General features: G+C 72.0%; 12 protein-coding genes. 8 read left to right on the top strand and 4 right to left on the bottom strand.

Annotated features, from left to right (window positions below; translation table 11 throughout):
* Window positions 1-1,033 (top strand): 2-oxoglutarate dehydrogenase, E2 component, dihydrolipoamide succinyltransferase (sucB, locus tag G3I78_RS46075; protein WP_164436431.1); only part of this gene is annotated, 1,033 nt, incomplete at its 5' end.
* A gap of 61 nt (window positions 1,034-1,094) precedes the next feature.
* Here the strand turns inward: sucB and G3I78_RS46080 are convergent.
* Complete coding sequence (locus tag G3I78_RS46080; protein ID WP_164436433.1) at window positions 1,095-1,757, bottom strand: hypothetical protein; 663 nt, start codon at window positions 1,755-1,757, stop codon at window positions 1,095-1,097.
* A gap of 213 nt (window positions 1,758-1,970) precedes the next feature.
* Here G3I78_RS46080 and G3I78_RS46085 point away from each other — a divergent pair, with 213 nt between their 5' ends.
* The 4 genes from G3I78_RS46085 (at window position 1,971) to G3I78_RS46100 (ending at window position 7,339) form a co-directional block, all read left to right on the top strand.
* Complete coding sequence (locus tag G3I78_RS46085) at window positions 1,971-2,594, top strand: GntR family transcriptional regulator (protein WP_164436435.1); 624 nt, start codon at window positions 1,971-1,973, stop codon at window positions 2,592-2,594.
* 419 nt (window positions 2,595-3,013) lie between these two features.
* Window positions 3,014-5,716, top strand: coding sequence for a pyruvate dehydrogenase (acetyl-transferring), homodimeric type (aceE, locus tag G3I78_RS46090; RefSeq protein WP_164436437.1), 2,703 nt, complete (start codon window positions 3,014-3,016; stop codon window positions 5,714-5,716).
* A gap of 73 nt (window positions 5,717-5,789) precedes the next feature.
* On the top strand, window positions 5,790-6,764 hold the full coding sequence (locus G3I78_RS46095; RefSeq protein WP_164436448.1) for a WYL domain-containing protein: 975 nt from the start codon (window positions 5,790-5,792) through the stop codon (window positions 6,762-6,764).
* 56 nt (window positions 6,765-6,820) lie between these two features.
* Window positions 6,821-7,339 carry a DUF4240 domain-containing protein gene (locus G3I78_RS46100; protein ID WP_164436467.1) on the top strand — a complete coding sequence of 173 codons (519 nt, stop codon included), beginning with the start codon at window positions 6,821-6,823 and terminating at the stop codon, window positions 7,337-7,339.
* A gap of 37 nt (window positions 7,340-7,376) precedes the next feature.
* On the opposite strand, the gene G3I78_RS46105 is transcribed toward G3I78_RS46100, so the two are convergent.
* Together G3I78_RS46105 and G3I78_RS46110 are read right to left on the bottom strand one after the other, a co-directional pair.
* Window positions 7,377-7,580 (bottom strand): hypothetical protein, encoded by a 204-nt coding sequence (locus G3I78_RS46105; protein WP_164436450.1) that lies wholly within the window; start codon window positions 7,578-7,580, stop codon window positions 7,377-7,379.
* 97 nt (window positions 7,581-7,677) lie between these two features.
* Window positions 7,678-8,436, bottom strand: a complete 759-nt coding sequence (locus G3I78_RS46110) for a peptidoglycan recognition protein (protein ID WP_239158444.1) — start codon at window positions 8,434-8,436, stop codon at window positions 7,678-7,680.
* A 455-nt stretch (window positions 8,437-8,891) separates the two neighbouring features.
* Between G3I78_RS46110 and G3I78_RS46115 the strand changes: the two genes are divergently transcribed.
* Window positions 8,892-10,076: a MarP family serine protease gene (locus G3I78_RS46115; RefSeq protein WP_164436461.1), complete on the top strand. Its 1,185-nt coding sequence runs from the start codon at window positions 8,892-8,894 to the stop codon at window positions 10,074-10,076.
* Between the two features lie 154 nt (window positions 10,077-10,230).
* On the opposite strand, the gene G3I78_RS46120 is transcribed toward G3I78_RS46115, so the two are convergent.
* Window positions 10,231-10,719: a GNAT family N-acetyltransferase gene (locus tag G3I78_RS46120; RefSeq protein ID WP_164436463.1), complete on the bottom strand. Its 489-nt coding sequence runs from the start codon at window positions 10,717-10,719 to the stop codon at window positions 10,231-10,233.
* Between the two features lie 71 nt (window positions 10,720-10,790).
* Between G3I78_RS46120 and G3I78_RS46125 the strand changes: the two genes are divergently transcribed.
* Window positions 10,791-11,684 (top strand): TIGR01777 family oxidoreductase, encoded by an 894-nt coding sequence (locus G3I78_RS46125; protein ID WP_203616451.1) that lies wholly within the window; start codon window positions 10,791-10,793, stop codon window positions 11,682-11,684.
* Between the two features lie 205 nt (window positions 11,685-11,889).
* Window positions 11,890-12,258, top strand: a 369-nt coding sequence (locus tag G3I78_RS46130) for an FAD-dependent oxidoreductase (protein WP_164436465.1), incomplete at its 3' end; no start/stop codon positions are given.

The raw sequence follows: 12,258 nt of genomic DNA on the forward strand, positions 1-12,258 counted from the left end.
CCAGGCCGCCGCTCCGGCTCCGGCCGCCCCGGCGCCCGCGCCCCCCGCTCCGGCCCCCGTCACCCCGGCCCCGGCTCCGGCCGCGACCTCCGGTGACGACGGCGCCTACGTCACGCCGCTGGTCCGCAAGCTCGCCGCCGAGAACGGCGTCGACCTGGCCGGCGTCAAGGGCACCGGCGTCGGCGGCCGTATCCGCAAGCAGGACGTCATCGCCGCCGCCGAGGCCGCGAAGGCAGCCGCCGCCGCTCCGGCTCCGGCCGCCGCCCCGGCCGCCTCCGCCGCCAAGAAGGCTCCGGCCCTGGAGGCCTCCCCCCTCCGCGGCCAGACCGTCAAGATGCCCCGCATCCGCAAGGTCATCGGCGACAACATGGTCAAGGCGCTGCACGAGCAGGCGCAGCTGTCCTCGGTCGTCGAGGTCGACGTCACGCGGCTGATGAAGCTGCGCGCCCGGGCCAAGGACTCCTTCGCCGCCCGTGAGGGCGTCAAGCTGTCCCCGATGCCGTTCTTCGTCAAGGCCGCGGCCCAGGCGCTGAAGGCGCACGCGCCGATCAACGCCAAGATCAACGAGGGCGAAGGCACGATCACCTACTTCGACACCGAGAACATCGGTATCGCGGTGGACTCCGAGAAGGGCCTGATGACCCCGGTCATCAAGCACGCGGGCGACCTCAACATCGCCGGCATCGCGAAGGCCACGGCGGAGCTGGCCGGCAAGGTCCGCGCCAACAAGATCACGCCCGACGAGCTGTCCGGCGCGACCTTCACCATCTCCAACACCGGTTCGCGCGGTGCGCTCTTCGACACGATCATCGTGCCGCCGGGCCAGGTCGCGATCCTCGGCATCGGCGCCACCGTCAAGCGCCCCGCCGTCCTGGAGACCGAAGAGGGCACGGTCATCGCCGTACGCGACATGACCTACCTGACCCTCTCCTACGACCACCGTCTGGTGGACGGCGCCGACGCGGCCCGTTACCTGACCGCGGTCAAGGCGATCCTGGAGGCGGGCGAGTTCGAGGTCGAGCTCGGCCTGTAGGTCACCTGGTGTGCGTCGCGGTGCCCCCGTCCGGAACTCTCCGGGCGGGGGCACCGTCGTCTCACCGGGGCGTCAGCCTCTTGTCCGACCAGCCCCACAGCTCCTCCACCCACACGTTGGGGATCGAGAGCTTGGGCGCGGGCGTGAGGCCCTTCGTCCGGTACGCCTTCAGGACGTCGTAGGTGGCGTCCAGGCAGTCCCGGGAGGTGAGCTTGCCGGTCCTCGGGTCCACGCCGACGAGGAAGCCGCGCCCCTCGACCGTACGGATCATCGCCCGGGCCCGGTTCACGTCGTGCGTCGGGGACTTGGTGCAGCGGTAGCGGCTGTAGGGGTGCTCGGACGTGCCCGGGTAGTGGGCGTCCGTGCTCATCTCGCTGAGCATGCGGGCGTACGATCCCTGCGCGTGCCAGGCTCCGATGTCGCCGCCCGGCGGGGTGTAGAGCTTGCCGCTGGGGTTCTCGACGGCGCCGTAGACCCAGCGGTCGGTGCCGGGGAGGTTGAAGCCCCAGCCGACGTGACCGAACTTCTGTGCCCCGTCCGGCTTGATGAAGACACAGGCGGCACCGCCCGCCCGGGCCGCGCCCGCCAGGTTGGTGATCGCCTCGGTGCCGCTCGGTGTCGCCCCGGCCGTCGCCCGTGCGGCCGGGTGTCCGCAGCCCGCCACGGCGACGATCGCGCCGATCACGGCCGCGACCGCCAGTGCCCGTCGTCCCCCGATGTCCATGCCGTCCCCCTGTGGTGCGAAGGGGCGCCCCGCGCGGGAACCCCTGACCAACGCGACACGCCTGGAGGCCGAGGGGTTCCGTGTCTTGACAGAAGTCGTGTGGCTGGGAGCGTGTAAGCCTCGTCTCACCTGCATGAAAGCGCCCCCGTGCGCCCCTCCCCGGCGGGCGCTCGGCCTTATTGTCTAAACGTCAAACGCCCTTAAGGAGCTCTCATGACCGCGCCCGTCGTCCACTCGCTGCGCGAACAGATCCGCGAGCACATCGTGGAGGGGATCGTCAGCGGGCGCTGGCAGCCGGGTGAGCGGATCGTGGAGCGGCGGATCGCGACCGAGCTGGAGGTCAGCCAGACGCCGGTGCGGGAGGCGCTGCGCGAGCTGGAGTCGCTGCGGCTGATCGAGTCCGCGCCGAACAAGGGCGTACGGGTGCGGAACCTGACGGCGGCCGACCTGGAGGAGAGCTACCCGGTACGGGCGGGCCTGGAAGCCATCGCGGCCGAGCTCGCGGCGGAGCGGCTCGCGCAGGACTGCTCGGCGCTGGAGCCGCATGTGCTCGCGCTGTACGAGGCGGACCGCGAGTCGGACGGTACCGGGCAGGTGCGGCACACCGTGGGCTTCCACCGCGAGCTGGTGCGGGCGGCGGGCAACAAGGTGCTGCTGCACACCTGGGAGGGCCTGGGCATCGAGGTCTTCACGGCCCTGTCGATCCGCTGGCTGGGGACGGTCCAGCAGTCGTACGCGGAGGAGCACGAGGAGCTGGTGGCCGCCTTCAAGCGCCGGGATCCGCGGATTCCGGAGATCGTGAAGGCGCATGTGCTGGGGTGCGCGCCGAGGGCCTGACGGCCGGGGGCGACGGAGGTTCGGCGGCGCCGGACAGCACCGGGGAGCGTGCCGGACCGCACCGCACCGGGCAGCGGGCCGGACAGCACTGGGCAGCGCACCGGACAGCGCCGTCGCGGCTGAGCACCACGGCGGCGGAGCAGCGGCGACCGGCATCTCCGAGAGGTCGCCCGACACCCGAGCGCACCCTCGCTCAAACGGCCCCCGACCTGCAAAAACCCGCGTTTTGACAGTCACCCGGTGCCATCGCCGAAGGCACCCCGTGCCGACTTTCTCGGGATCGAGAAGTTTTACCCTGAACCCTTTGATCGATCATCGATCAGGGAGTTAGAGTCGCCGACGGGCTCCTACCGGGGCACCACCGCCCTGTCCTGCCAAAGACACAAGGGCACCCCCCTTCGACTGAGGAAGGCGGCGACATGACCGACCCCTACGCCATCCAGCCGAGCGAGCTCGACCAGCTCCCCGACCGGGACCCCGAGGAGACCGCCGAATGGCAGGCCTCCCTGGACGCGGTCGCCAAGGCGGCCGGCCCGCACCGTGCCGCGTACCTGATGCGCCGCACACTGGAGAGGGCGGAGGGCAACGGCATCGCGCTGCCGAAGCTCCTCGAGACGGACTACGTCAACACCATCCCCACCTCCGCGGAGCCGGGCCTGCCCGGTGACCCGGAGATGGAGGCCCGCATCACCGCGTGGAACCGCTGGAACGCGGCCGCGATGGTGACCCGCGGCTCCAAATACGGCGTCGGCGGCCACATCGCCACCTTCGCCTCCGCGGCCTGGCTCTACGAGACCGGCTTCAACCACTTCTTCAAGGGCAAGGAGGGCGACGGCTCGGGCGACCAGCTCTACATCCAGGGCCACGCCTCCCCGGGCATCTACGCCCGCGCCTTCCTCGACGGCCGGCTGACCGAGCACCACCTCGACCACTTCCGCCGTGAGTCGGGCGGCGACGGTCTCCCGTCGTACCCGCACCCCCGCCGCCTCCCGTGGCTGTGGGAGTTCCCGACGGTGTCGATGGGTCTCGGCCCGCTCTCCGCGATCTACCAGGCGCGCTTCAACCGCTATCTGACGGCCCGTGGCATCAAGGACGTCTCGCAGTCCCACGTCTGGGCCTTCCTCGGCGACGGCGAGATGGACGAGCCGGAGTCGACCGCGGCACTCGCACTGGCTTCGCGCGAGGGTCTCGACAACCTGACCTTCGTCATCAACTGCAACCTCCAGCGCCTCGACGGCCCGGTCCGCGCGAACTTCAAGATCGTGCAGGAGCTGGAGGCCCAGTTCCGCGGCGCCGGCTGGAACGTGATCAAGTCGCTGTGGGGCAACGCCTGGGACGAGCTGTTCCGGCTCGACACCACGGGCGCGCTGGTACGACGGCTGCGCGAGGTACCGGACGCGCAGGTGCAGACGTACCAGACGCGCGACGCCGCCTACATCCGCCAGGACTTCTTCGGTAAGGACCCGGCGCTCGTCGAGCTGGCGAAGCTGCTGTCCGACGACAAGATCCTGGAGTGCTTCCACCTCTCGCGCGGTGGCCACGAGGCGAGCAAGGTGTACGCCGCCTACAAGGCCGCCGTCGAGTTCAAGGGTGCGCCGACCGTGATCCTGGCCCAGACGGTCAAGGGCCACACCCTCGGCGAGGGCTTCGCGTCGAAGAACGCCAACCACCAGATGAAGAAGCTCTCGGTGGACGAGTTCAAGACAATGCGCGACCTGCTCGAACTGCCCATCTCGGACAGCCAGTTCGTCGACGGCGTGGTCCCCTACGGCCACCCCGGCGCCGACTCCCCCGAGGTGCGCTACCTCCAGGAGCGCCGCGCGGCCCTCGGCGGCCCGGCCCCGGCCCGCCGTACGCACGCCCTGGCCCCGCTGCCGGCCCCCGCCGACAAGACGTTCGCGTCCTTCGACAAGGGCTCCGGCTCCCAGAACGTGGCCACCACCATGGCCTTCGTCCGGCTCGTCAAGGACCTGGTCCGCGACAAGGAGACCGGGAAGCGCTGGGTGCCGATCGTCCCCGACGAGGCGCGCACCTTCGGCATGGAGAGCCTGTTCCCGTCGCTCGGGATCTACTCCCCCAAGGGTCAGACGTACGAGCCGGTCGACCGCGACCAGCTGATGTACTACAAGGAGGCCAAGAACGGCCAGATCCTCAACGAGGGGATCACCGAGGCCGGTTCGATGGCCGACTTCATCGCCGCGTCCACCGCGTACTCCACGCACGGTGAGGCGATGATCCCGTTCTACATCTTCTACTCGATGTTCGGCTGGCAGCGCACGGCCGACCAGATGTGGCAGCTCGGCGACCAGCTCGGCCGCGGCTTCCTGGTCGGCGCCACCGCGGGCCGGACCACGCTGACCGGCGAGGGCCTCCAGCACGCGGACGGCCACTCACCGGTGATCGCGGCGACGAACCCGGCGTCGCTGTCGTACGACCCGGCGTTCGCGTACGAGATCGCGGCGATCGTGAAGGACGGCCTGCGCCGCATGTACGGCGAGGCGGCGCCGGGCGAGGACCCGAACGTCTTCTACTACCTCACCGTCTACAACGAGCCGATGCCCCAGCCGGCCAAGCCGTCCGCGGCGGGCGTCGACGAGGGCATCGTCAAGGGCCTGTACCGCTTCAACACCGCGGAGTCGGCGGGGCTCTCCCCGGCCGCCAACGCCGCCCGCATCCAGCTGCTCGGCTCCGGCACCGCGATCCACTGGGTGCTCCAGGCGCAGCGGATGCTGGCCGAGGAGTGGGGCGTGGCCGCCGACGTCTGGTCCGCGACCTCGTGGACCGAGCTGCGCCGGGACGCCCTGGAGGCCGACGCGGCCCTGCTGCGCGGCGAGGAGCGGATGCCGTACGTCCGGCAGGCGTTGCAGGGTGCGGACGGGCCGGTCCTCGCGGTCTCCGACTACATGCGGCAGGTCCCGGACCAGATCGCGCAGTGGGTCGAGCAGGACTGGTCGTCGCTGGGTGCGGACGGTTTCGGTCTGTCGGACACGCGGGAGGGCGCCCGCCGCCACTTCGGGGTCGACGCCGAGTCGGTCGTCGTGGCAGCGCTGGCGCAGTTGGCGCGGCGCGGGGAAGTGAAGGCGACCGCGGTGAAGGAAGCCCGGGAGCGGTACGGGTTGTAGTTCGGCCGTGGGCGGGTGGGGGCCGGTCGCGACCGGCCCCCACCCGCCCACGCTCCCCCGGCATCATGGCGGCATGCGTGCTGCCCGCCTCATCAAGATGGTGCTCCTGCTCCAGTCCCGGCCCTCCATGACCGCCGCCGAACTCGCGCGGGAGCTGGAGGTGTCCGAGCGGACCGTCACCCGGGATGCGCAAGCGCTGTCGGAGGCGGGGGTTCCGGTGTACGCGGACCGGGGGCGGGCCGGTGGATACCGGCTGATCGGGGGGTACCGGACGCGGCTCACCGGGCTGGCCCGGAGTGAGGCCGAGGCCCTGTTCCTCTCCGGCGTGCCGGGGGCGTTGCGCGAGATGGGGCTGGAGGACGCCGCCTCCGCCGCCCGGCTCAAGGTGTCCGCCGCGCTGCTGCCCTCCCTGCGGGACGCCTCGCACACCGCGGCGCAGCGCTTCCATCTGGACGCGCCGAACTGGTTCAGCGAGCCCAGGTCACCCGAACTGCTCCCCGCGGTCGCGGAGGCGGTCTGGGACGACCGGCGGGTCACCGCGCGCTACCGGGGCCGGGAGGGCGAGGTGGAGCGGGAGCTGGAGCCGTACGGGCTCGTGCTCAAGGCGGGGGTCTGGTACCTGTGCGCCCGGGTCTGCGGCGGCGACTCCCTCCGGGTGTACCGCATCGACCGGTTCACCGCGGTGACGGCCGCCGAGGAGCGCTTCGAGCGGGACGAGGGGTTCGACCTGCCCGGGTTCTGGGCCGCGCAGGCGGAGCGGTTCGCGCGGTCGATCCTGCGGGCCGAGGCCGTCGTACGGCTGTCTCCCGACGGGGTGCGCAGACTGCCGTACACCGTCGACCGGCAGGCCGCGCGGGAGGCGCTGGAGCGGGCGGGCGCGCCGGACGTCGAGGGCCGGGTGACCGTGACCCTCGCGGTGGAGTCCGAGGAGGTGGCGCACGGGCAGCTCTCGGCGCTCGGGCCGGACGTCGAGGTGCTGGCGCCGGAGAGTCTGCGGACGCGGTTCGCGCGGGACGCGATGCGGCTGGCCGCGCTGTACGGGACATAACAATCCGCCGCACTCCACGTGCGCCCCACCCCTTCAGGCCCGATGCTTGTCCCGTGATGGACGAGACGGAGTTCTGGGAGCTGGTGGACGCCACCCGCGACGCCGCCGAGGGCGACCCCGAGGAGCAGGCCGACCTGCTCGTGGACCGGCTCCTGGCGCTGGACCCGGAGATGGTCCTCGACTTCGCCCGTCACTTCGAGGCCCGCTACAACCGCGCGTACACGTGGGACCTGTGGGGCGCCGCGTGGATCCTGCTGGACGGGGCGAGCGACGACGCGTTCGACTTCTTCCGGTGCTGGCTGATCGGCCAGGGCCGCGAGGTGTACGAGGGCGCGGTGCACGATCCCGACTCGCTCGCCGACCTCCTGGCCGACTTCGACGAGGAGATCGACGGCGACGGCGAGGAGCTGGGCTTCTCGGCGGACGAGGCCTACGAGCAGCTCACCGGGACGGTCGCTCCCGACCTGGGCATCCCGCCCGCGCCCGCCGAGCCGCTGGGGGCGCCGGTCGACCTGGAGAGCGACCGGATGCTGGCGGAGCGGTATCCCAAGCTGTGGGAGCGGTTCAGGGCCTGAGCGGCGGGCCGGTGCTCCGGTGTCTGCCGTCTGTCGGTCAGGCCGCTGCGGTGGCCCGGCGGCGGGTGGTGTCGGTCGGGAGGTACGCCTGGGTCTGGTCGGCCTTCACCGCGTGGTGCATGGGGGCCGCGTTGGCCTGGTCGAGTGCGGACGCGGTGACGGCGGCCGGGCCGAGCACGACCGTCGCGACCGCGCAGACGACCGTCCAGACCCGCTTGTTGCTCTTGCTGTGGCTGCTCATGATCCCCACCTCCGTCGGCTTCTGGTGACGACCGTAGGAGGTGGAGTTCTGAGGACCCTGCGGTCCCACTGTGGTGTTCCTGTGAGCCCCGGCGGGCTCAGGGGCGGCCCTGGAGCCGGGCCGCGGTCTCTCTGATCTCCGGGAGCAGGGCGCTCAGCGCGGCGCCGGGGCAGGTCGTCATGTAGCCGTCGTCGTGTCCCGCGAGTGCGGGCAGGTCGGCGGTGGTGCCGGTGGCGTAGCGGCTGAGGCTGTTGCTGGAGGTGAGGCGGACCGTGGTGCGGGGGTCGATGCCGGTCAGGCCCAGTTTCCAGGCGGCCAGGGCGGCGATCGCGTCGGTCATGGCCTTCGGAACGGGGACGCCTGCGGTGAAGGTGCCGAGGGCCGCCACGCCGGTCGTGCGGTGGTTGAAGCCCTGGGTGTGCGCGCCGGTGACGGGACGGCCGACCCCGCCCGCCCGGCCCTCGTAGATGGTGCCGCAGCGGTCGACGAGGAAGTTGTAGCCGATGTCGTCCCAGTCCCGGGCACCGGTCTGACCGGCGGCGAGGTAGCGGATGATGCGGGGCGCGTCCGCGCAGTCGTAGTCGTTGGGCGAGTCGGTGTGGTGCACGAACACCGCGACCACCCGGTCGTCGTAACGCGGTGGCGGCGGCGTACGGGCCACGGTGTTCGCCTCCCCACCACCGTCGGCCCAGACGCCCCTCGGCACGATGTGCGGCCGGGGTGCGGTGTGGGGCTCGACGCCTTGCCGGGCTGCTACGGCGGTCTGTACGGCCCTGTCGGCGACCGTGCGCTCGATGCCGAGGGCGCACAGGGCGAGGACGAGGACTGCGGCGAGGCCGGGGGCGCAGGCGAGCAGGAGGAGGACGGGGCGGGGTGGGGTGGGGAGTCGCCGGGGGTGGGGGGTTGGGACTGTGGGGTGGGAGGGGGCTGTGGGGTCGGCGGGGCCGGGGAAACCAGGCGTCTCGGCGGAGGCCACCGAGCCGGCACCCGCGGCACCACGTGCGGCGTGGAAGCGTCGCAGGAGCCGGGTTCGTACCGTGTGACGTATTCGGGCCGCGCCGGATATTCGGGCCGCCGTTCGTCGTCTTCGCATCCCCCGGGCTCTTCGGACACGCATGGGTCCCACTGTCGGTCGGATTCGGGTCGTCCGCGATGTGTGGTGTGCCACCCGGTGGAACCATCGTCCTGGTCCGCGACGTTTTTCCAGGTGCACGCACGCGTGGCCGGTTCTGGGCGGCACGCGGGTGCGTAGCTGATCACTGGGCGCCTCGCCTGCGTACTGATGGGTCCGAGAGAGAGAAAGGCGGCTCCGTGGACGTGCTCGACATCCTGCTGTTGCTGGTGATCGCCGCCTACGCGGCGTCCGGCTACCGGCGCGGCCTGGTGGCCGGCTGTGTCTCGCTCGCCGGGTTCGTCGGCGGAGCGGTCGTGGGCGTGTGGGTGCTGCCGTGGATGATGGACCTGGTCACCCCGGGCAGCACGGCGGCGACGGTGACCGCGGTGCTGACCGTGCTGGTCCCGGCCGCCGTGGGCCACGAGCTGGCGGGCCGGCTCGCGCTGCGGCTCAGGAGGGAACTGGACCAGGGGCCGCTCAGAGTCGCCGACGGCGTCGGCGGGGCCGTCGCCAACTCCGTGGCCGTGCTCATCGTGGCGTGGGTCGCCGCGAGCGTCCTCGGCGCCTCCTCGTCCCCGCTGGTCACCGGCGCCATCCGGGACTCCGCGCTGCTCGGCGCCGTCCAGGACTCCATGCCGGACACCACCCCCTCCTGGTTCTCCCGGGCCACCTCCGCCCTCACCGAGGCGGGCTTCCCGCAGGTCTTCAACCCGTTCGAGAACGAGTCGACGGCCGAGGTCGCCAAGCCCACCGGGGACAGCGTCACGGCCGCCGCCACCAACGCCGCCAAGCTCAGCACCGTCAAGATCGAGGGCGCCTCCGGCACCCAGGGCCGTGAGGGCAGCGGCTTCGTCTACTCGCCGCAGCACGTGATGACCAACGCCCACGTGGTGGCCGGCATCGACGAGCCGAGCGTCCGGGTCGGCGGGGTCGGGCAGTCGTACGAGGCCCGGGTGGTGCTCTTCGACCCGGACAAGGACGTGGCCGTGCTCTACGTCCCGGACCTCAGGGCGCCGGTCCTGAGCTTCGACGACAGCGCCGCGCGGGGCGACTCCGCGGTGGTCGCGGGCTATCCGCAGGACGGCGACCTGAACCTCCAGGCGGCCACGGTGGCCAACCGGGTGAAGGCGAACGGCCAGAACATCTACAGCAACGCCACCGTGACCCGCGAGATCTACTCGATCCGCTCGACCGTCCGCCCCGGCAACTCCGGCGGACCGCTGCTGACCACCTCGGGCAAGGTCTACGGCGTGGTCTTCGCCCGCTCCACCTCCGACGACGAGACGGGCTATGTCCTGACCGCCGACGAGGTCGCCGGCGACGCCCGGCGCGCCGCGGACGCCACCTCGCCGGTGGACACGGGCGAGCTGGTCACGTCGTAGCGCGGCAACCTCCCGGATGATGGGGCCACGGTCCCGCAAGGCACCCCGGAGGCTCCCGTGCCCGTGTTCTTCCTGATCTCGCTGCTCGTGGCGGGGGCGGCGCTCTGGTTTGTGGTGCGCAGACGCCGTACGACCGCCGCGGCCGACCAGGTCGTCAGAGACGGCGCCCCATGAGCACGTCGTCCACGTACTCCCCCGCCAGCAGGAACTCGCCGGGCAGGACGCCCTCGACGGCGAAGCCCTCGGCCTCGTAGAGCGTGCGGGCCGGGGTGTTGTGCCCCAGCACGCGCAGGGTGAGGCGGCGGGCGCCCCGGCGGCGGGCCTCGTCGGTGATCGCGTGGATCAGGGCCCGGCCGACCCCGCGGCCCCGGGCCTCCTCGCTGACGACGAAGCCCTGGATCTGGCGTACATGGGCGTTCGCCTCCAGCCCGGTCGGGAAACCGAGACGGACGTATCCCAGGATGCGCCGCTCGGCCTCGGCGACCAGACAGTCGTCGGGCAGGTGGCGCTCGTCGAAGAAGGGGCGGTACGGCGGCTGCTGCTCGGGCATGACCTCGTGCAGGGGCGACCAGGCGGCCCGGTCGAGACGGGCGAGTTCCTCGTCGTCGTCGGGCAGGGCGCTACGTATGGACAGCTGGGACATGGGCGCCACCCTACGGCCGGGGTACCGGAACCAGACATCACTTTTACGCACCCACCAGGCAGGATGAGATCATGGAACTTTCAAGAATCGCGGTGGCCGGGGCGTCCGGGCTGATCGGCTCGGCCCTGGTGCGCTCCCTCGCCGCGGACGGGCACACGGTCGTGCGACTGGTGCGCCGGGAGCCCCGGGACGAGACCGAGGTCCGCTGGGACCCCGAGGCCGGGCGGGTGGACGCGGCCGGGCTCGCCGGGTGCGACGCCGTGGTCAACCTCGCCGGGGCGGGCGTCGGTTCGCGGCGCTGGACGGACGCGTACAAGAAGCGGATCCACGACAGCCGGGTGAACGGCACGACCGCCCTCGCCAAGGCCGTCGCCTCCCTGGACGAGCCGCCGAAGGTCTTCGTGAACGGCAGCGCGATGGGCTACTACGGCGAGACCGGCGACCGGGTCGTCGACGAGGACTCCCCCGCCGGGCAGGGTTTCCTGCCGGAGCTGTGCGTGGAGTGGGAGGGGGCGGCGGCGCCCGCGCAACAGGCCGGTGTGCGGACCGTGTTCACCCGTACCGGGCTCGTGGTGGGCCGTGGCGGCGGGGCCTGGGGCAGGCTGTTCCCGCTGTTCCAGGCGGGGCTCGGCGGGCGGATGGGCGACGGGACGCAGTACTGGTCGTTCATCGCGCTGCACGACGAGGTGGCCGCGATCCGCCATCTCCTGGAGACCGACGGGCTGTCCGGGCCGTTCAACCTCACCGCCCCGGACCCCCTGACCAACCGTGAGATCACCGAGGCGATGGGCCGCGTGCTGCACCGGCCGACCCTCTTCGCCGTCCCGGCACCGGTGCTGCGGACCGTGCTCGGCGAGATGGCCGGGGACGTGCTGGGCAGTGCGCGGGTACGGCCCACGCGGCTGCTGGAGTCGGGGTTCACGTTCGCGTTCCCGGACATCGAGGGGGCGATCCGGGCGGCTTGAGAGAGACAACGGCGGCCCGGGTCGGACAGTTCGACCCCACCGACGACCGTCAGTGACGACATGCGACCGTTGTGCGACCGTGCCCTGTCGATGCGCGACTGTCCTTGACCGATCACAGCCCTACCCTCGACCCGAACTCGGGTATCCCCGGAGCCTGTTGGGGGCATGACGTCCCCACCGGCCGCGCAACCTCGAGGAGGGGCACGTGCTTGAGCCCGCGTACCAGGCGGACGTCGTCATCGTGGGAGCCGGGGTCGCCGGACTCTCCGCGGCGCATCGGCTGACCAGCGCAGGAGTGACCACCGCGGTGTTGGAGGCCGCCCCCTTCGTGGGCGGCCGCATGTCGACCGACAAGGTCGACGGATTCCGGCTCGACCGGATCGGACAGCTGCTCTCCACGGCGTATCCCGAACTACGGCTGACACCGGGGCTCGACGGCCTCGTGCTGCGTCCGTTCGCGCCGGGGGTCCTGCTGCACGGCGACGGGCGCCACCACCGGGTGGACGCTCCGGCGGGCGCCAGGAGCGCAAGGGGCGCACTGCACGCAGTGCGCGCCCTGGCGAGCGCCCCTCGG

Origin of the sequence: Streptomyces sp. SID13726 (genome assembly GCF_010548375.1) — a bacterium.
Lineage (GTDB): Bacteria > Actinomycetota > Actinomycetes > Streptomycetales > Streptomycetaceae > Streptomyces.

Coding starts and splice junctions, on each gene's coding strand:
- G3I78_RS46080 (WP_164436433.1), bottom strand. CDS start 1,757: ATGGACATCGGGGGACGACGGGCACTGGCGGTCGCGGCCGTGATCGGC.
- G3I78_RS46085 (WP_164436435.1), top strand. CDS start 1,971: ATGACCGCGCCCGTCGTCCACTCGCTGCGCGAACAGATCCGCGAGCAC.
- aceE (WP_164436437.1), top strand. CDS start 3,014: ATGACCGACCCCTACGCCATCCAGCCGAGCGAGCTCGACCAGCTCCCC.
- G3I78_RS46095 (WP_164436448.1), top strand. CDS start 5,790: ATGCGTGCTGCCCGCCTCATCAAGATGGTGCTCCTGCTCCAGTCCCGG.
- G3I78_RS46100 (WP_164436467.1), top strand. CDS start 6,821: ATGGACGAGACGGAGTTCTGGGAGCTGGTGGACGCCACCCGCGACGCC.
- G3I78_RS46105 (WP_164436450.1), bottom strand. CDS start 7,580: ATGAGCAGCCACAGCAAGAGCAACAAGCGGGTCTGGACGGTCGTCTGC.
- G3I78_RS46120 (WP_164436463.1), bottom strand. CDS start 10,719: ATGTCCCAGCTGTCCATACGTAGCGCCCTGCCCGACGACGACGAGGAA.
- G3I78_RS46125 (WP_203616451.1), top strand. CDS start 10,791: ATGGAACTTTCAAGAATCGCGGTGGCCGGGGCGTCCGGGCTGATCGGC.